The sequence below is a fragment of the Shewanella sp. ECSMB14101 genome, assembly GCF_000773485.1.
GTDB classification, from domain to species: domain Bacteria; phylum Pseudomonadota; class Gammaproteobacteria; order Enterobacterales; family Shewanellaceae; genus Shewanella; species Shewanella marisflavi.
Genome location: NZ_JSFF01000021.1, coordinates 1 through 18,358 on the forward strand (window position 1 = coordinate 1; position 18,358 = coordinate 18,358).

19 protein-coding genes are annotated in these 18,358 nt (G+C 45.5%); 4 read left to right on the forward strand and 15 right to left on the reverse strand.

The features are described 5' to 3' along the window. The first annotated feature begins 145 nt into the window (after positions 1–145). Positions 146–268: a hypothetical protein gene (locus NY07_RS19815; RefSeq protein ID WP_258311730.1), complete on the forward strand. Its 123-nt coding sequence runs from the start codon at positions 146–148 to the stop codon at positions 266–268. Between the two features lie 28 nt (positions 269–296). Here NY07_RS19815 and NY07_RS14660 read toward each other — a convergent pair whose 3' ends face one another. The 14 genes from NY07_RS14660 to folB form a co-directional block, all read right to left on the reverse strand. Next, complete coding sequence (locus NY07_RS14660; protein ID WP_033540106.1) at positions 297–1,511, reverse strand: hypothetical protein; 1,215 nt, start codon at positions 1,509–1,511, stop codon at positions 297–299. Next, positions 1,501–2,814: a hypothetical protein gene (locus NY07_RS14665; protein WP_033540107.1), complete on the reverse strand. Its 1,314-nt coding sequence runs from the start codon at positions 2,812–2,814 to the stop codon at positions 1,501–1,503. Before NY07_RS14665 ends, NY07_RS14660 begins: the two co-directional genes overlap by 11 nt. A gap of 56 nt (positions 2,815–2,870) precedes the next feature. Further along, positions 2,871–3,878: a protein NO VEIN domain-containing protein gene (locus NY07_RS19050; protein ID WP_033540108.1), complete on the reverse strand. Its 1,008-nt coding sequence runs from the start codon at positions 3,876–3,878 to the stop codon at positions 2,871–2,873. A 177-nt stretch (positions 3,879–4,055) separates the two neighbouring features. Next, a complete protein-coding gene (locus tag NY07_RS19055) occupies positions 4,056–5,348 on the reverse strand; it encodes a restriction endonuclease subunit S (RefSeq protein ID WP_052125766.1) in 1,293 nt (430 codons plus the stop codon). Next, positions 5,341–7,164 (reverse strand): type I restriction-modification system subunit M, encoded by a 1,824-nt coding sequence (locus tag NY07_RS14680; protein ID WP_033540109.1) that lies wholly within the window; start codon positions 7,162–7,164, stop codon positions 5,341–5,343. The genes NY07_RS19055 and NY07_RS14680 overlap by 8 nt, the downstream gene beginning before the upstream one ends. Positions 7,165–7,291: 127 nt before the next feature. Then, on the reverse strand, positions 7,292–7,858 hold the full coding sequence (locus NY07_RS14685) for a YagK/YfjJ domain-containing protein (protein WP_052125767.1): 567 nt from the start codon (positions 7,856–7,858) through the stop codon (positions 7,292–7,294). Between the two features lie 322 nt (positions 7,859–8,180). Next, positions 8,181–8,657: a hypothetical protein gene (locus tag NY07_RS19060; protein ID WP_052125771.1), complete on the reverse strand. Its 477-nt coding sequence runs from the start codon at positions 8,655–8,657 to the stop codon at positions 8,181–8,183. A gap of 298 nt (positions 8,658–8,955) precedes the next feature. Continuing rightward, the gene (locus NY07_RS14700) at positions 8,956–9,750 is read right to left on the reverse strand and encodes a hypothetical protein (RefSeq protein WP_033540111.1); all 795 of its coding nucleotides are present in this window, start codon (positions 9,748–9,750) and stop codon (positions 8,956–8,958) included. 238 nt (positions 9,751–9,988) lie between these two features. Beyond that, entirely contained in the window at positions 9,989–11,266 is a 1,278-nt protein-coding gene (locus NY07_RS14705; protein WP_161783170.1) for a tyrosine-type recombinase/integrase, read from the reverse strand. A gap of 382 nt (positions 11,267–11,648) precedes the next feature. Then, entirely contained in the window at positions 11,649–12,596 is a 948-nt protein-coding gene (locus tag NY07_RS14710) for a L,D-transpeptidase family protein (RefSeq protein ID WP_033540112.1), read from the reverse strand. 94 nt (positions 12,597–12,690) lie between these two features. After that, positions 12,691–13,515 carry a methyltransferase domain-containing protein gene (locus NY07_RS14715; protein ID WP_033540113.1) on the reverse strand — a complete coding sequence of 275 codons (825 nt, stop codon included), beginning with the start codon at positions 13,513–13,515 and terminating at the stop codon, positions 12,691–12,693. Between the two features lie 24 nt (positions 13,516–13,539). Beyond that, on the reverse strand, positions 13,540–14,340 hold the full coding sequence (locus NY07_RS14720) for an undecaprenyl-diphosphate phosphatase (protein ID WP_033540114.1): 801 nt from the start codon (positions 14,338–14,340) through the stop codon (positions 13,540–13,542). 34 nt (positions 14,341–14,374) lie between these two features. After that, positions 14,375–14,866: a 2-amino-4-hydroxy-6-hydroxymethyldihydropteridine diphosphokinase gene (gene folK / locus NY07_RS14725; protein WP_033540115.1), complete on the reverse strand. Its 492-nt coding sequence runs from the start codon at positions 14,864–14,866 to the stop codon at positions 14,375–14,377. A gap of 4 nt (positions 14,867–14,870) precedes the next feature. Beyond that, entirely contained in the window at positions 14,871–15,224 is a 354-nt protein-coding gene (gene folB, locus NY07_RS14730; RefSeq protein WP_033540116.1) for a dihydroneopterin aldolase, read from the reverse strand. A gap of 296 nt (positions 15,225–15,520) precedes the next feature. Here folB and plsY point away from each other — a divergent pair, with 296 nt between their 5' ends. Then, positions 15,521–16,132, forward strand: coding sequence for a glycerol-3-phosphate 1-O-acyltransferase PlsY (gene plsY, locus NY07_RS14735; RefSeq protein WP_033540117.1), 612 nt, complete (start codon positions 15,521–15,523; stop codon positions 16,130–16,132). Positions 16,133–16,317: 185 nt separating this feature from the next. Here the strand turns inward: plsY and tsaD are convergent, their stop codons facing one another. Next, positions 16,318–17,331 (reverse strand): tRNA (adenosine(37)-N6)-threonylcarbamoyltransferase complex transferase subunit TsaD, encoded by a 1,014-nt coding sequence (gene tsaD / locus NY07_RS14740; protein WP_033540118.1) that lies wholly within the window; start codon positions 17,329–17,331, stop codon positions 16,318–16,320. Between the two features lie 334 nt (positions 17,332–17,665). Between tsaD and rpsU the strand changes: the two genes are divergently transcribed. Beyond that, a complete protein-coding gene (rpsU, locus tag NY07_RS14745; protein ID WP_006080725.1) occupies positions 17,666–17,881 on the forward strand; it encodes a 30S ribosomal protein S21 in 216 nt (71 codons plus the stop codon). Positions 17,882–17,887: 6 nt separating this feature from the next. Beyond that, positions 17,888–18,331 carry a GatB/YqeY domain-containing protein gene (locus tag NY07_RS14750; RefSeq protein ID WP_033540119.1) on the forward strand — a complete coding sequence of 148 codons (444 nt, stop codon included), beginning with the start codon at positions 17,888–17,890 and terminating at the stop codon, positions 18,329–18,331. Positions 18,332–18,358: the final 27 nt, after the last annotated feature.

Here is an 18,358-nt window from a genome sequence, read left to right on the forward strand (position 1 = left end):
AGCTAAGAACTCTGGCAATGGCAAGCAAGCAAGCAGGCAAATAGCATGCTTACAAATGGTACAGCCGACACTATTAAACGCATAAAAATAGTGCGGCTAAAGAAGTCACCCAAAAGGTGGAAGCTGAAACAAGGAGATACCCGACATGGCAAAGCATGACGATGACAATCATAGCAATCAACTGAACCCAAATAACGATGCCTATTGGCAGAGTCGTGGTGAGGATGAGCGCCCAGATGATTGGCAAGAGCAGCTAGATAACGACTAGTTGCTCAAATATCGAAACTACTGGCAGCTTAATCAGTTGTCAGTAGTTTATTATTCAGCCACATGCTTTTGTAATGTTGGAAATACCTCGGATAATGAGCAACGACTTTCTCCATTATTTTTCCAGCGTTATGATACTGAGCAATTTGAAATTGCTTAGCAACAAAGAGGTCTAACCCTTTCGAAATACGAAAATAAATTAGAGCAGTTTCAGGGCAATAACCTTCAACAGACTTAAATGCAGCTTCAACGAATAACCTTAGCTTTAAATCTGATGGCATATTGACCCCTCTACGCCAATCTTTTAAGCGATTATATTGCCTGTCTCTAAGCAACTCCTCACTCTCTCCAGAATCGTCAATAGCAATAAAGCCAGATAACTCCCGCCAACCAATGCCGTTGTTACCCAGTGATTCTTTAAACTCCACCAGCATAGCTTCAAAACACGTCATTTGTTTATCCTCATGCACCCACCTATTGATAACAGAAGAAAACACTCCAACGTAGTTATCTACATCTAGATCGCCCCAGCGCCTTTGTTCATAAAGTACTAAACCCACTTCAAAGTGAGCAATTGCTGCAAGATAAAAGTCTAAATTAAGGTGATAAACAGCTTCCAACAATGCATTTATACCCTCCTCTTGTTGAAACATAGGATCATCCGGTGCTTGTGGGTAACGGGAGTAAAAATCCAATTGATCAGCGGGTACCAAGCTATTAGCTTGCCATGTCGTTAGCTGAGCCAGCCAAACTGCATTGCCATCATTTTTATCAATAAAACCCGATTTAATTTGGCTCCTTATTGCTTTAACCATTTGGTAGTCTGCGTTAGATCTTGCTTCAATAAAGTCACACAGTGTAATCAGCTCGCTATCATGGGGAAAAGCGCTTAAGCCATTTGATATGGAATGCCATAAGCCTGCATTTGAACCAACGCGCATTGCACGGAATGCTTTCAAAAATGTGGGCAGATTCATTATCTTTTTGAACGGTATTGGTAAATGGTTTACCCAACGATACAATTTATTAACTGTCGGCTTAGCCACGCCATTGCTGATCAGTGCAGCTCTTGAACTTCGACCAACATTTAATTTTCGCTCATAATGATTTTCAAGCAATGGCAACAACTTTATAGCATTATTGGGAAACCCCAGCAGTTCAGCCACCTCTTGTGGAGATGGTAGAAACAGACTCGGGTATTTGGGTGATTTAAAAACGTACTTACCATCCTTGTTAGGCTTCATTTGCAGTAACCTTAGGCAATTCTTGCTTCATGCAGCGCAAGTAATAGTCAGCATATCGACTAAGCTCCTCTTGCAGCACTAGGGTCAAATCATCTGCATGCTTATAGTTATTGAAAGGAGCCTTTATCTCTATCAGCAGCTTATCTAATGCTATCGTTATGTGGGCATAAGATAACAGCATAGCGCCGCAGTCTATGTCATTTGGCCCGACTAAACTGGCGAAAAACTGTAGTAGCTTATTAACAGAGGGCATGTTTTGGCTGTTACGCCAGTATTTAAGCTGCCTGTATTGCTCATCTTTTATTTTTTCAGCGCGCTCAGCCTTGTCATCGATATCGATATGTGCAGCGAGTTGCCGCCATGTACATTCGCTACCCTGCTTCATGCTATAAATTCGTTTTATTTCATGAAGTAAACCGTCAAAGCAATTTTGGGCTTCACCTTGGGTATAAAACAAAATTCCTTTTGTTAAGACACCATTAGGTTTCAATACTAGGTTCGCATCTGTCGTAGTCGATAGAATATTACCCACCTCAAAATGTGCGATTGCCGCCAGATAAAAATCCAATTGCAGCCTAACCGAACACCTAAAAACTGATAACTCAGACTCTTTGTCTTTTATTGGTTGCTGCTCATGTTGTAGCAACCAATGGCAAAGCATTTCCCAGGTCGAACTTTCAACGTCTGAATGCGCCAACCAAAAAGTCGATTGTAATTGCAACTTATCTGCCAGCGTCATTGCCTCAACATCTCTGTTTTCAAATTGCGATTTGATTTGCTCAAAACACACAACGTCATCATTGCAACGTTGTGTTAAAAAGCTAAGCAGAGGTTTAAATTCATTAAAACTGGCAGATGAATGTGCCCGCTTCATGTCTTCTGAGTTATTAACTAAAGAGTACCAGCCTAATGCATTAGAGTTGACTTGTGCACTTCGCGTGATGGTAATCTCAGTATAAATAGAGCTATCTGTGAACACTCGATGATAGAGTTCCTTTGTCCACTGGTACACTTTTTTGACTGATGGCAATCCAACACCTGAGGTGATTAACTTATGTCGGCTACTGGATTTAATATCAAGCGGTAAGTTCAGTTCCTGTTCCGCAACCTCCATACCGAACAGTGTTGGGTTACGTATGCCAAATAGTTTTAGAACGGTATTTGGAGGCGGTAAAAATAGGTTACTTATATATCCAGTTGAAAATACTATTGGCCGACTAGCTTGATATTCAGATTCAAGCTGTCTAAATGCTTCATCAACTAAAGCAGAAAGTGATGGTTCTGGCAAAGCATCCTTGCTCATGATTATCCTTGTGTCAGTCAATTTTTAATATTTACCTAGTTTCTCTATACCAACAGTCAAACAGTGTAGTGATAGGTGATTACCTTTAGGTCTTTGTCATCAACAACCCATGGGCTTTTGATCACTGCAATGCCACCTGAAGGCGTTAGTTCATCAAGCTGAATAGAGTGAAGTACATACAGAATAGAGTTATCATAATGCGCTCTGGCATGCTCGACCTCACTTCGAGTAACAATCACTTTATCGCCATTACTCTGCGTACCCTTAACCTCAACAAAGTATGTTATGCCTAACCTTTTAAATTCTAAATCAAAGCTGCATGTTTTTGAACGATCTGCAATGAACTCATAGTCTTGGGACTTAAAATACTCAACAGCTTTCCTCATCGAGTAGTCTTCAATCACTTTACGCTGCTCTGCAGACTGATTGAACCCTTGTCCATCATCCCCGCCAGCCTCTAAGGTATCCTTTTCGATTCTGTCTACTTGACCATTAGATAACACATACTCAATTGCTTCTTGAATCCAAGTATCTACTTTAAGTTGACGTCGCTGATCGTAAACATAAAACACATTCGACTGCCCTGGACGTCCAGCTTTGTCATAATCTTGTCCAGCAATCGAATAAACGCGCTGTTCTGCTGGCAATAATCGAGCATTGTTAGAGTCGCACTTTAAGTTAAAGCCTTTGTCACCGCGTTTATGCTGGTCACTCGGCTGTTGAAAATCTCGATATACGCGAGAGTTGGTATACCAACCAACAATACTTTGGTAGCCGTCAGGACTGCTTTTGGAAAAAAAGATAACCGTCACGCCATCAATATATTCAGCATTAGTTGCGGCACTCGGATCGACTCTTCTTAAATTTACCCCAGCAGGAATCTCATTCTTGATAGAGGACTGACAATACCCATAGATAATCCCATTAACATCACGAAAGTTATACTGCTCATGACCATCATTGGTGTCAGCATTGTAAGAGCCTGCCCCCTCAATATTGGCATCAAGATCAGAGATACCATCGTAAAAATTCATACTACCGATACGTGCAAATAGTACTTTCATCTTTCATTCCTTTGAGTTGTCTTTAAATTAAAAGCAGGGGGGATTCGCTTAAGATTCAAGTCTTGATGGCGACAAAGCATCCTTGATTATGATTATTCCTTGTTTTATCCCGTTATTTCTATCCAGCTACGAATAGCGCGACCATAGGCTGCGCTCTCTTCATGCTAGCTGTTATCGTTAATCGAGCTTCACTCGCACCTTGCCCGTGAGCAGATCTTGCATCAGGGCTTTTTTGAGGACTTTCCTTTTTACGAGCTTCGCCTGATGGTTTTGTATATTTTCATCTATCGAGTCTAAAACTCCACAAATCTGATTCTGTTCTTCCATAGATGGCAGTAATACAGGGAATTGTTTGAGCTGAGTGGAATTTATAGATGCGAGATTCGTTGTTTGCTTAGCGCATCCCATATAGTACTTTTTGCCATGTTCAGACCCTGAAAGGTGATTGAAGAACTTGGGACTCAACTTGTCCACATTAGTTCTAACAACGAATACGTGATTTTGATGCGCACAAGGAGTAATTTGCCCCGACCAAATACTTCCTCGCCCAAGCTTGTCAAAATCCCCACCTTCATTTACTAAGACATCATTTTCTTTAAGAAGAAAACGACTCGATTTGCTCCTAGGAATCATGATGTTTTTTATTTCACTCAAATCTAGAAATCCATCCTGAACATTTGCAACTCGTAAGTAGGGTAACTCAACTAAGTCCCCAGTAAGCTTCGAACTTTTTGCAGCACCAGTTTGAATAACAGCTACGGACTCCAATTTAACAACCTCCCAGCTCTTGGGGATTCTACCAACGGGTGAGTCTTTGAATTCGGTGTGGGGTATGTAACCCTCTCCATCGCCTGCACCTTGCTTAGTGCCGATCCCCTTAGTTAGCAACTCTTGCATCATGGCGGTTTTAAGGTCTTTAAGCTTATCGATTTTCGCTTGGGTCTTTTCAATCACCTCATCCACTGACGTCAAAATCGCAGCAATCTTTTGCTGTTCAGGGAGTGGGGGAAATAATGCAATAATCGATTCAATTTGTTGATTGCTAATGTTTGGTTGAGCTCCACCAATTGCATCAATTAGAATTGATTGAACAAAACTGTCTTTCGCTGTTACTTGATGAATATAATCCATCGAAACATCATTAGACCCCTTAGCGAAGAATCTGCCTACTCGTTGATTTAAATATGAATAGTTATTTAAAGTATAACGACCTACTTTTCCTGTCGTTGCACCTGACATGGCTATTAAAATATCGCCATACTGAACTTTGAATCGACTAAGTGACGCATCTTCATTAGCAAAAATAGAACTATTTAGATTAATGCTTCCATCTTTTTTGATATTTGAAATACGGACAACAGGAATACCAACTTCGGTAAAAGCTTCACTTTTAAAAGCATTGCCACCTTGAATACCAACATACTTACCTAATTTGTTCTGCACCCACCCCTCTGGAATAGTATTACTCATAACCCAGCTCCTTCAGGTAGCCCTGCATCACTTGCTCAGCTGTCGCGACTTCAGCATCAAGCTGATGCAGTGATACTTGGTACTTGTCCCACCAGCGCTCTAGTTGGCCGACAATTGCTCCTGCATTGTCGGCATTCCCGCCGTCCATGGTGGTCAGCCCATTACTTTCACTGTTTACTAGCTCAGCACTCTCTATACGCTCAATACTTTCTATTAGCTCAAGGCTGTTCTCAACAAGCGGGCGGATCTGCTCTTTGGTTTCGATTTCGGCTTTAAATGCGTAATAGCCATCATTGGCTCTATCGAACACAACCGAGACATCGAAACCTTTGAGGATCTCTTGTTGAATGTACTCATCTTCCACTTCACGTACTGGAATGCCGCCGTGAAGTATGGCGCGCACATCGAAGATCTCTACTGGTGGTGAGGTGTCGGCGTAGCGGCGAATGTTGAGGTTGTAGTCGTTATCAGCAATTTCACTTAACTCAACCACCTTAGAGTAGCGCTTGATCTCAGCGTAACTGTCGAAGGTATCGACAATCTTAACGATATCTTGTGGGCGCAGCCTGTTTTGATTTTTACCCTCTTCAAACTCAAGCTCACTGTTAATGAACAGTACCTTGCCCTTTCGTTCACTAGGCTTCTGCTTATTGATAATCAATAAACACGCTGGTATGCCTGTGCCATAGAATAAGCCCGATGGTAGACCTACAACCGCTTCTAGCAGGTCATCTTGTAGTATCCCTTTGCGAATATCTTTCTCGCTTGAGCCACGGAATAACACCCCATGTGGCATGACTACGCCAACCATACCCTCGCTATTGGTACTGGCTATCATATGCTGCACAAAGGCTAGGTCTCCTGCATCTTTTGGCGGTGTGCCATATGGGAAGCGCCCAAAGCCGTCATTGTCGCACTCATCCTTACCCCACTTTTTAAGCGAGAAAGGCGGATTGGCAATAACTCGGTCGAAAAGCATTAACTCACCGCCTTGGGTGTGCTTAGGTTCGCGCAGGGTATCGCCCTTTCGAATGTCTGCACTGTGAACCCCATGCAGGAACATGTTCATCTTACAGATTGCCCAGGTGTTCAGGTTCATCTCTTGCCCAAATAGCGACAAGTTAGTCGCGTTCTCACCATGGCTGGCAAGGTAGTTACGGGTTTGTACTAACATACCGCCTGATCCAGATGTTGGGTCATAGATACGCATACCTGCGTGGGGCTTAAGCAGTGCCACCAGCAGCTGCACCACCTCAGAGGGGGTATAGAACTCACCCCCCTTTTTACCGGCACTATCGGCAAACATCTTGATAAGGTATTCGTATGCTGTGCCGAGCATATCAGGGCGCTCAAAGTCGGCATTACGTAAACGGTGTTTATTAAAGTGCGATAATAGGTCTTGTAGCTTCTTATCAGACAGCTTGTTCTTAATGTTGAAGTCGATAGTGACTAACACGCCTTCAAGGCTTGAGTTGTGTTCTTCAATCGCTTCAGCTGCCGTATTGAGCGCCTCACCGATGTTATGCTTTAAGTCTTTCAGCGCAGACCAACGGGCATTTGCAGGCATGAAAAACGTATTGTCATACTCATCTTCGTCTTCGGCCAATGATTCAGCCTGCTCGAGAGTTTTGCCCTTGTCGAGGTAATACTGCACTACCTTCTCACGCTCTTCATCGAATGCATCAGACAGACGCTTAAGGAACATCATACCGAAGATGTAGTCTTTAAATTCAGACGCATCCATATTGCCACGCAAGATATCGGCGGTTTCCCACAGGAAAGATTCAAGCGTTTGCAAAGAGAGTTTGTTAGTCATGTATTACGCTCATAAATAAGGAAATAAAATAGAATGCTACGCCTACAGGTGTTGGCGACACCTTCGCGTTTTAAGACGCCCTAGAGTTTACTGATATGCCCGTTTCACTACAACGTGATTGACATGTTTAAGCGACTTTAAGCTCAATTCTGCTGGTTGAGTAATCTTTCGTCTGCGGAGGGCGGCAGCCTTTACCAACGGCTTTGGCAAAGTAGCTTATGCGGTATACCACAGCCTGGATTTGTTCAAAGTCATCGCGACAGACGTTGTAGAAGCAGTTTTTAGGTGTAAAGCAGGTACCCGCCATATCCTCCCAAACCTGATTGACCATCTCTAACACCTTGTGCGGGTATTGCACGATACGCCCATCCATAAAGAGCGCATAGTGATAATGCTGCGCTTGAGCAAGCTCCTGTTCTCGCACCCAGCAATAGCCGAGCTTCTTTATGGAATACCTCTTCTTTAATCGTTTAAATAATCGCCTGTTGAATACAGTGATCCGCTTGTTATTTGGATTGTAATCCCGCTGGTGCAGGTCAAAGCGAAGCACATGCACTCGATTATAATGACTCAGCATAATTAAGAATTGACTGATAAACCGTTTAGCCATTGAGGGATATATCCCCGATGGTTTAGCATTGACTGACCAGGTTGCCCCTAAACAATCAATAACCGGCGAGTCGCTAACATACATAACACCTCCCCAAAAAGCGGGGAGATATTATTAAATACCCCCGCAGAAGAGGCTGCTGAAATAGCTCACCGATAGGTGCTACACAGGCTACCAGCCATCTAAGACTACAAAAGTTAGGCTTACAATCCCTAAAATGATGTTTCAGGTTGTTTGCTAGCAGTAAAACAAATAAATTCAGTGTATTAACGTAATTGGTTAGCTCAAATACCATGCTATAATCCATGCGCTTGATAAGGTTGTGGTCGGCAAACTGTTAACCTTAAAAGTGATAGAAAAATGGCTCCTTCAAAGGAGCCATATTTTTTGTCATGCTCTAATCGAGTCAATCGTCATTGGCTGAATCCATTGGGTTTTCAATACCCAGCTTCTCCATAATCCAGCCAAAACCGCGTCGCAACTTGATGCTTTTCAACTGCTGGCTATCACGCTGTAACTTCTCATTATTGAGCTTGCTCCACACTGAGACTTTCATGGCGAGAGGCTCTTTGAGAAACAGGTCTATTTGCTCAGGTGTCATATAGTGCTTACTAAGCTTACCGCATTGAGCCACGCTAAAATCAATAAGGTAGCCATTTCGTAACTCACTGACATAGCCATCCTCTTTAATCACCTCAACGTCAGCTATGCCGTATCCCATAGGAGACGTTGAATAGCCATTCAACCAAAACAGCATGATCTGCCTATGTTTCTTATGCATGCTAGACAGTAACTCGTGTGCCAAAGGTGCGGACTTAGGCAGGGTATCCATGTTTATCGCCAAGTTGCCGATACCAACTTCGAAATTGCTATTAATCATCATTTGCAGCCTCCCCAAACTTACCGTTAATAAACTGATCGTGTAGATCTGCTCTATACCTAACGCACCGCTTGCTATAGCGTATGCCTTTAGGGTAACGCCCCTCATTTTCAGCTCGCCATAGCCATGTACGCCCTACGCCGATAGACTCGCAAACCTGCTGCTGTGTAAGCAGACGAGGTAATGGTTCAAATTTATGCATTTTTTCTCCTGACAGTTTTACTAGGTTTAAGTTTGTACACACTGTATGGGAGAAAATGACTAAAAAAAAACGCATAAGGGCGTAATGTGTCTTTTACGTTTAATTTGTGCTTATCGTTTTCTTCTTAGCCTTTCGCCCTTTCTCTATGCCCTTTTCGGCTAAAGCCACTTTTATTGCTTTTTCATAGGTGCGAATAGGTATACGTAGATCGCCACGCTCTTCATCTAAGCGCTTTGCTAGGTGCGCAATCGACATTTGCTTAACATAGCGAATACCCTCAGCTCCCAGGCGCTTTTCTATAAATTCACGAGCCTCTTCTTCGCGTTTTAATGTCGTTTTTGTCTTTGTACCTTCTTTATTTATGCTGTTTTGAATACGTTGGTGTTTCTTGCGGGCTCCATCATTGATGACAGACCCCTGGCTTTGACCTAGGTCTTCGGCTTGAGCAATTACTCGCCAAAAGGCGAACAATAAATCGAGCAAGATTAACTGCATCGATGGCAAATCTGGGCTAGAAAAGGCAAGTGAGTTTATGTCAGGAAGGGGAATTTCTTTTGCGAGTACTCTATCTTTCAAAGAGTAAATGATGCTAATTTCTTCGGAGTTACCACCAGGTTCAAGCAGATGCTTATTGGCTTGAAAAGCCTTGGCTAATAGCTCTTCTCTGGACACATCCAACCGGCTACACGTATCAACAATCACATCGTCAAACGTTTTAAGCACATAAACTATTTGCCTGAGCTGCTCCTCTATAACCCGCTCATTCCTTGCATCAATAGACTCTTTCTTTTTGGCTGCCCTTCTCTTGCGCTCGTCTGAACTGACTAGCTGTGGAGGCGTACGCTTGGATTCGGCTTGAGGCTTAGATAAATCTTGAACGTTAGCGTTATTCATTGCTGTTCCTCTATGTTTTGCAAAGAACCACACAATAGAGAACAGCGTTAAACAAAAAACAAACTCTCATCACATAACAGGAAAACGTAGCCTTATCAAAAATTTAAAGCGAAATCAGCGCTGATATTTGTCTGTAAAACAACGCTATACATTTACAGCCATTACATTAAGATTTGTAGTTTTGACAAAAAAATCCCCCTCAAAATTTGGTCTAACTCGATAATCCTACGGGAAAAAATCAACCGACTTGTGCACCCTGATCGACATCACATTTTAAAAAAATAATATTTTCAGAAACTTCCGAAATGGCATCTAGTCTCTCTAGCCAGCGCTCCATCGCTGCCTCCTTTTCTACCAGATAGTCGCTGCGATTATAGATGCCAGCCACACCTTTCAACACATGCCCAAGCTGTGACTCGATGACATGAGGCATAACACCTAAATCCGCTAAACCCGTCGCTACTGTTCTTCGAATATCATGTAGAGTCCACTTATCTTGATGCCCTAACTTTTTGTATATCGATCCCCCCCAAACAGCCACAGCCTTGTCTGTTTTAACTTCTGCGAGCAAATAATCACTCCCTTGTGCCTTAGCATCTTCTATGAGGCTCTCTATCCAAGGTATAAGTGCAACGGGAATGCGGCGCTTAATTTCCGTCTTAGTTTTGCTGTTCGACTTAGGTACCGTCCATATCCTGGCGTCTAAATCCCACTCGGCAATTTGCGACAATCTGACTTCGTTAGTTCGACAGCCAAAACAATACAGTAGCTTAAGCATGTGTTGGTAATAAGGAAGGCAACACTTAGCCTCGACCCAATCGACTAGATCTCGTAGTTCTTGCCAATTACCATCTTTGATCAGTGTTCTAGATTTACTGATAGGGGTGCGTGCGCCAATGGTTTCAACGTCAATCTCATAAATATCAGCACTCGCTTTAGCATAACCGCGCTTAGCACAATACTTGAGAATCAACTTTAAATTGGAGAGCACTGTGAATGCTGCGACAGGATATTGCTTTACCCGAGTCTTTGGGAAAATCTCTAACATATTGTGGGTTTTAAGCCTGTCAACAGGGAGAACTTTAACACGCTCAGGTATCCACTTATGAAGCTGTTGCCGGTTTACTTCCGCATTTCTTCGATTGTCTACTGCATAATTGTCAATCCAATAATTAACAGCATCCCAAAGCGTTATTGGCTTTAACGTCTGAGCTTCTCCTAGCTTTAGCTCTATTGCCGGATCTAACCCCTCAGCTAACCACTGACGGCATTTATCCCGCTTCTTACGAGCGGCAGCTATCGATAGATCGGGGTACTTACCTAAGGCTAATTGCTTTGGGCTAGTGGTTCTAGCACCAACCCTATACCTAAACAACCAAAGTGCATTGGCTTCAGATTTATTGGAAGGCGTGAATCGAATAGACAAACCTAAGCCATCTGCGACAGATTTCGGCTTATCTTGAATCTCCTTTCTTAACCTATCAATTTTGGCTGCTGTGAGTTTGTTCTCTGCCATCTCATTCCCCATTTTAGTGACACGCATAGTGACACACACCTGAGTATACCTAGGGGAATTCAAGCGAACAACAAGAGACAAACTTTAACCATATCCGATTGAAAACAATGTGATTTATTACACAAACTCAATTTAAGTAAAACAACGAAAAACAATGATTTTGGAAATCTTACAAGAAGTAATTTGTCTGTATCGGCAACACTTCTGTGTTGCCGATATATTTTCCCTTATGCTTCAAACCGCTAATTCTCGAATCTCTCCAGCTTTACTTTCTGAATCTCAAATCTCTTCAGCGCCATCAATGTCAGTAAACGATATCGTTTCTAAACATAAAAAAAGCGCCCCTGAGGACGCCTTAATAAAATCATTTTAGCGCTGGCTATCAGCCTTCTGGCGTAATATCAGTCTCTTGCGATGCGGTTAACGATGGTGCGGAAATTACCATAGGAATACCGTTTTGAGTCAACAGGGCATCATTGGCCTTAGTGTTGTCGACCCCTTCTTGGCTAATAAACTTCACAATCTTACTGCTCAGGCTAATCACCTTCTCGCGCGGCTGATCTTCTGACTCTGATAACGGCGAATGTACCTCGATGATCTGACGGCCATCTGGCTCTGAGGAGATCTTAACCGTTTGGTTAATCACTCTTACACTGTCGCCATATTTAGACTGGTGGAATAACCACTCAATATCATCTGGATTCAGCCTGATACAGCCGGCGCTTACCCGCATGCCGATACCAAAATCTTTATTAGTACCGTGAATAAGATAGCTACCATCACCATAAGAAAGCTGCATCGCATACTTTCCAAGCGGATTGTCAGGACCTGCTGGCACCACTCTCGGTAAGACCTCACCGCGCTCGCGCAGATGTTCGGCGCGCAGACTCGCCGGCGGAGTCCAGCTTGGGTTTGGAATACGCGCCTTGATCTTAGTGGTCATCTCAGGGGTCTCACGGCCGATACGACCTATACCCACAGGGAAGACATGCACCTCGCGACCATTTTTGGGGTAATAGTAGAGGCGCAACTCTGGCAAGTTAATCACTATCCCTTTACGCGGCACATCCGGCAGCAACATCTGAGTCGGGATCACCAATTCTGTACCTGGTGTCGGCAGAAAGGGGTCCACACCTGGGTTGGTTTCCATCAACTCTAAGATCCCAATATTGTATTTATCGGCGATGGTCTTGAAGTAATCCCCCTTCTGCACCACATGGGTTTGCAGCTCGCCAATAAGACGTCCGCCGTCGGCTGGCAGGGAATAAACATTGGCAAGTAACTGCAGTGGTGCGAGACTCAAGATGAGCAACAGCAATTTACGCATCATCAATACTGGTTTCCAAAAGTTAAGTGAATGATTGGCTCAAAGAGTAACCCGAGCCGTGGCGATTTTCTAGTGGCGGTTAATGTCACCCGCCCCACTAGGCATCCTTAGTCGCTAAGGTGAGGTAGAGATCGATCTCAAGCTGCGCAAAGTCCTGCTGAGCAATTTGCCGCTTGACCTTATCGTTTGCACGCCAGGCATAAGGCGTCATTTCAAGTAGCGTTAGCGCCTGCTCACCGTTAATGTCCAAATTAAAGCGAATGTGTTCGCTTGCCACTAAGGTCAAACCACTGGGCTGCTGCGGCTCACCGCCTTTCTCGACTAAATTAGGGTAGATAAACTCTCTTATCTGCCACAGATGCCGCGGCCCAGGCGACAACCACATCAGATGCCCGCCCGGCTTTAACACTCTAAGCAGTTCTTTACCCTTAAGCGGCTTGTCAATCAAGGTCACCAAGTCGAAACTGGCATCTTCAAAAGGGAGTTTTTTTAACTGACTCTGGATCAGGCTAGCCCCCGATTGCGCCTTGGCCGCGACAAACAGGGCGTTCTCCGCTTCGGCGATGCCGGTTTGCGATACCGTGAGGGATAAGGCTTCGAAAACAGCTGCCAGCGCCCTTAGGTAATAGCCTTCGCCGCAATCGAAATCGAGATGACTAAGGGTTGTCTCTGCCGGAGTCAACGCACTCAACTGACGCTGCATCGCCTCAACAACCGGCGTGAAAATGCCAGATTCCAACAGGAAGTGTTTTGCGCGCATTAACTGGCGACTATCCAGATGCGGCTTCTTGGCCTGGCTAAAGACCCAGTAACCTTGCTCTCCCTTATCGAAATGATGCTTGTTGGCGCAGTGCAGTCCCTCGGATGCCTGATGGACATGCAATGGGCTGTGACAAAGGGGGCACAAATAATGACTCTTCATGATAATCTCTCATGGCCTAGGCGATCAGGCAAAAATAACGACACACAATACGGCGCCTAAGGCTAAACGATAGATGACAAAAGGCGTCATCCCCATACGACTGATGATCTTCAAAAAGTAGTGGATACAGAGATAGGCCGCAACAAAGGAGAGCACAGTCCCGATGATTAGCGCCTGATAATCTATCGCTTCCTGACTAGAAAGTAGATCTTTAACCACTAAGATCGCCGCCCCCAGACTCACAGGCACAGACATCAAAAATGAGAAGCGCGCTGCTGCTTCACGGCTTAGCCCCAACGCCAGCGCCGCGGTAATGGTTGCCCCCGAGCGAGAGGTTCCAGGGATCAACGCCATCGCCTGGGCGATACCGATAAGCAGTGCCTTCTTCCAGCCCACCTGAAACTCGTTAAATCCTTCACGATTAAGCTTATCGGCCCACCACAGCAGCAAACCAAACACTATGGTCGTGGTGGCGATCACCTCGATATTACGCAGATGAGTCGAGATAAAGTCTTTGGCGGTAAAGCCGACAATCACCGCTGGTATGGTGGCTAAGATGATCCACCAGGCAAGCTTGCTCTCCTGGGTCTGCTCCCGTGACACTAGGCTGCCGGTCCAGGCGGTAAACATGGAAAATAACTCACGGCGAAAGTAGATCACTACGGCTAACAGAGAACCTGTATTGACTGCCACGTCAAAGGTCAGTCCTTGGTCCTGCCAGTCCAGTAACTGCGCCGGCAAAATAAGATGCGCCGAACTCGAAATAGGTAAAAACTCAGTCAGGCCTTGGATCAGGGCCAAAACAATTACCTGAAAAATATCCATGATTATCCTTTAAGGTTTAGGTCGGGTAATGAAATTAATAGGACCATTGAAACTCGATAGGCCAGAGCTTCTGCTGTGACTTATCATAATTATCCCACAGGGTCTGGTAGGAAAGCTGTGCGACCGGATGCACCCGCTCAGGGGCAATCTCCGCCAGCGGCCAGAGCACGAAGGCATTGGTGGTGATCTCAGCTCTTGGCAACACGATGGGCGATGCGGTCACCAAGTCGTCATAGAGCAGCAGATCCAAATCTAAGGTACGGGGGCTAAACTTTTTCGCGCCTGGCAGGCGGCCATTGTCTGACTCTATCTGCTTAAACAGAGCGACCACCTGAGCAATGCTAAGTTGCGTGTCGGCGCCCACCACCATGTTGAGAAAATTGCTACCATCAAAGCCAACGGCTTCACTTTCAAACACGCTGGAGAGACACAGGTTATCGAAATGCTCAGCCAGCGCCTTTAAGGCCGCGTTAAAGTAACGCTCTGGATGAATATTACTGCCGATACTGATAAAAATACGAGCCATGAGTCTACAGATGACCTCGCTCTATCTCGACACCCACCGCCTGAGCACTGGGCACGGCACCGGGTTTCATCACCCTCACCTTCACCCAAGGCACATCGAACTCCTTCATCACACAGTCGGCACAGATCTGCGCCACGGTTTCAATCAGTTCTATCGGCTTTTCGGTAATTAGCGCGGTCAGACGGTTAGAGACAGTCTCGTAACACAGGGCATGGTGATAATCATCATTGGCCGCCGCTAAACTGTTGTCCCAAGCCATTTCGAGATCGATCAGCAGGTTCTGATGGATCTGCTTTTCCCACTCATAAATACCGATAACGGTTTCGACTTTAAGCTGTGAAATAAGCACCTTGTCCATAATGCCTCCCGATAGGCAACAAAATTAGGTAATAGAAGAGGTCTAATAAGCTACAACGACCAATATGGTTATAATGGCGTGATTACACAGATATCTGTGATTTCCCCTTTCGTACAGCCAAAAACCCAAGTAGGATAAGCGACTGTAATGACAACGAAACAGGGATAAGAAAACGGTCGCGTCAAGCCCGTTGTCACTACATAAGCCCAATCAACCTGTGCGTAAAATACAAGGTTTAGCCGGTCGCCTCAATAACTAGGGCGGGATAATACCTTAAGAAGGATAAGGAAACCAATTTGAGCTTAACGCTGCTGACTCTAGCGCTGATATTGACTGCCTATCTGGCGGGGTCGATATCCAGTGCCGTGCTAGTTTGTCGACTCAGGGGATTACCAGACCCCCGTAGCCAAGGCTCAGGTAACCCAGGGGCAACCAATGTACTGCGTATCGGTGGCGCCAGTGCCGCGGCCATGGTGTTATTCTTCGATATGCTAAAAGGTGCTGCGCCTGCCTATTTAGCCTTTCGCCTCGGTGTAGATGCCGTTTCTCTCGGTTTAATCGCCATCGCGGCCTGCTTGGGCCATATCTTTCCTATCTTCTTTAAATTTAAGGGCGGCAAAGGGGTTGCCACCGCGTTCGGCGCAATGGCCCCCATAGGCGCCGATCTGTCGCTGGCCCTTATCGCGACCTGGGTCATATTGGTACTCATCTGTCGCTACTCTTCACTGGCGGCGATTATTACCGCCCTGCTGGCGCCAATCTACACCTGGTATTTTGACGAGCGCTTTACCCTGCCCGTCGCCATGCTCTCCTTGCTCATCGTTATACGTCACAGGGAAAATATCCATCGGCTGCGTAAGGGAGAAGAATCTAAGGTATCGCGTAAAAAACGAGCCAACGACGAATAGCCAAAGGGCCTTGTCGATCTCTGATATCACTCAGACTGATACTCACCAATGACTATCGACTGCCGCAAATCCGTGCCCTTGAATTCAGTGCAGATAATTTCAGTCTCCACCAAGCGCAAATAGCTGGTGACAGGCCAAATACAAAGAGAAAAAAGGCGACCTCACAGTCGCCTTTTTCATGTTATTTATACTGGTGGTAAGGAGTCCAGCGGCCAGCGCGGCATCCCTTTAACCGCCAAAGGCTCAACCTGTCCGGCCTTAAGGCGCGCCATGCCCACGTAGGCAATCATGGCGCCATTGTCGGTACAAAACTCGCCCCTTGGGTAGTAAACCTTGCCGCCTAAAGACTGCATCATCTCGGCCAGGTTCTCACGCAGGCGAGTATTCGCACTCACGCCACCGGCAATCACCAAACGGTTATAGCCCGTCTGTTTCAAGGCGCGCTTACATTTAATGGCCAAGGTATCGACCACGGCCTCTTCGAAAGCGCGGGCGATATTAGCGCGCGTCTGCTCATCATCTGGCTCATCGGCGATGGTATTAGCGGCAAAGGTTTTCAGACCAGAGAAACTAAAGTCCAGCCCTGGGCGATCTGTCATCGGCCGCGGGAATCGGTAACAGTTGGGCTCGCCCTTAGCGGCAAGCTTAGCGAGTCTCGGTCCACCTGGATAATCGAGCCCCATCAACTTAGCCGTCTTGTCGAAGGCTTCACCTGCGGCATCATCCACAGACTCTCCCAGCAACTCATAGCGCCCAATGCCCTCAACAGCCACCATCATAGAGTGACCACCTGAGACCAACAGGGCCAAGAAAGGAAATTCAGGTACGTCATCTTCCAGCATAGGCGCCAGCAAGTGACCTTCCATATGATGCACGCCCACCGCGGGTTTCCCCCAGGCAAAGGCCAATGAGCGGCCAACACAGGCGCCGACAAGTAGCGCTCCCACTAATCCGGGCCCTTTGGTATAGGCAATGGCGTCGATATCATCCTGAGTTGAATCAGCGTCTTTCAGCGCCTGCTTAATAAGGGGAATGATCTTACGCACATGATCGCGCGACGCGAGCTCAGGCACTACACCACCGTAGTCGGCATGTAGTTTCACTTGACTGTAAAGCGTATGAGATAACAGGCCTTTTTCGTCGTCATACACGGCGATACCCGTCTCATCACAAGATGTCTCTATACCTATAACTCGCATTTTTCCAAATCTACCTAAATAAAGTGGCGGACAATTTTACCTGCTCGCCGACGGAAATACCAATCGACTTAGTTTTTGCCTCTAACATCAAGTAAAACCTCGGCAAAGCCCCACAGGTACAGGCAATCACACATCTCCTCAGGCAAACCGACCATGATATCAATAGCAGAGAATGCTAAACTTTAACCTGTACCTCTGCAAAAGATCCCAAAAAGGATCGCGACAAAGGGGTTTACAAAAGGTCGACGGTCGGTATAGAATTCCGCACCATTTTTAAATTAACTTGGGTTAAGAAATTAACTCAATACAAACTACACCTAAGGGGTGATGGCGTATGCCAATTATTAAAGTACGTGAAAATGAACCATTTGACGTAGCTTTACGTCGTTTCAAGCGCTCTTGTGAAAAAGCTGGTATCTTAGCCGACGTTCGTGCTCGTGAATTCTACGAGAAGCCAACTACTGCACGTAAGCGCGCTAAAGCTGCTGCAGTAAAGCGTCTTGCTAAGAAGCTTTCTCGTGAAAACGCGCGTCGCGTACGTTTATACTAATCTCTTATGAGCCTAGTTGATCAGCTAAAAGACCAGATGAAAGAAGCCATGCGCGCCAAAGATAAGGTGCGCCTTGGGACTATTCGTATGGCACTGGCTGCCATCAAACAGATCGAAGTGGATAGCCGCGAGACGCTGAATGATGAGCAAGCCATAGCGGTCTTAACCAAAATGGTAAAACAACGTCGCGACTCTATCGCTCAATATGAAGCGGCAGGCCGAGACGAACTAGCGCAAGCTGAAGCCGGAGAGATTCGAGTCCTCGAGACTTTCCTGCCTAAGCCGCTTTCTGAAGAGGAAGTTGCCACGCTAGTTGATGAGACTATCCAAGCGGTAGGCGCATCATCCATGGCGGATATGGGCAAAGTAATGGGAGCATTGAAACCTAAGGTACAAGGGCGAGCTGATATGGCGTCAATAGGCGCTCTGATCAAGGCAAAACTCAAGTAACTTTAAGTCCAATGTATGAATGAGCCG

Coding starts and splice junctions, on each gene's coding strand:
- NY07_RS19815 (WP_258311730.1), top strand. CDS start 146: ATGGCAAAGCATGACGATGACAATCATAGCAATCAACTGAACCCAAAT.
- NY07_RS14660 (WP_033540106.1), bottom strand. CDS start 1,511: ATGAAGCCTAACAAGGATGGTAAGTACGTTTTTAAATCACCCAAATAC.
- NY07_RS14665 (WP_033540107.1), bottom strand. CDS start 2,814: ATGAGCAAGGATGCTTTGCCAGAACCATCACTTTCTGCTTTAGTTGAT.
- NY07_RS19050 (WP_033540108.1), bottom strand. CDS start 3,878: ATGAAAGTACTATTTGCACGTATCGGTAGTATGAATTTTTACGATGGT.
- NY07_RS19055 (WP_052125766.1), bottom strand. CDS start 5,348: ATGAGTAATACTATTCCAGAGGGGTGGGTGCAGAACAAATTAGGTAAG.
- NY07_RS14680 (WP_033540109.1), bottom strand. CDS start 7,164: ATGACTAACAAACTCTCTTTGCAAACGCTTGAATCTTTCCTGTGGGAA.
- NY07_RS14685 (WP_052125767.1), bottom strand. CDS start 7,858: ATGTATGTTAGCGACTCGCCGGTTATTGATTGTTTAGGGGCAACCTGG.
- NY07_RS19060 (WP_052125771.1), bottom strand. CDS start 8,657: ATGATGATTAATAGCAATTTCGAAGTTGGTATCGGCAACTTGGCGATA.
- NY07_RS14700 (WP_033540111.1), bottom strand. CDS start 9,750: ATGAATAACGCTAACGTTCAAGATTTATCTAAGCCTCAAGCCGAATCC.
- NY07_RS14705 (WP_161783170.1), bottom strand. CDS start 11,266: ATGGCAGAGAACAAACTCACAGCAGCCAAAATTGATAGGTTAAGAAAG.
- NY07_RS14710 (WP_033540112.1), bottom strand. CDS start 12,596: ATGATGCGTAAATTGCTGTTGCTCATCTTGAGTCTCGCACCACTGCAG.
- NY07_RS14715 (WP_033540113.1), bottom strand. CDS start 13,515: ATGAAGAGTCATTATTTGTGCCCCCTTTGTCACAGCCCATTGCATGTC.
- NY07_RS14720 (WP_033540114.1), bottom strand. CDS start 14,340: ATGGATATTTTTCAGGTAATTGTTTTGGCCCTGATCCAAGGCCTGACT.
- folK (WP_033540115.1), bottom strand. CDS start 14,866: ATGGCTCGTATTTTTATCAGTATCGGCAGTAATATTCATCCAGAGCGT.
- folB (WP_033540116.1), bottom strand. CDS start 15,224: ATGGACAAGGTGCTTATTTCACAGCTTAAAGTCGAAACCGTTATCGGT.
- tsaD (WP_033540118.1), bottom strand. CDS start 17,331: ATGCGAGTTATAGGTATAGAGACATCTTGTGATGAGACGGGTATCGCC.
- rpsU (WP_006080725.1), top strand. CDS start 17,666: ATGCCAATTATTAAAGTACGTGAAAATGAACCATTTGACGTAGCTTTA.
- NY07_RS14750 (WP_033540119.1), top strand. CDS start 17,888: ATGAGCCTAGTTGATCAGCTAAAAGACCAGATGAAAGAAGCCATGCGC.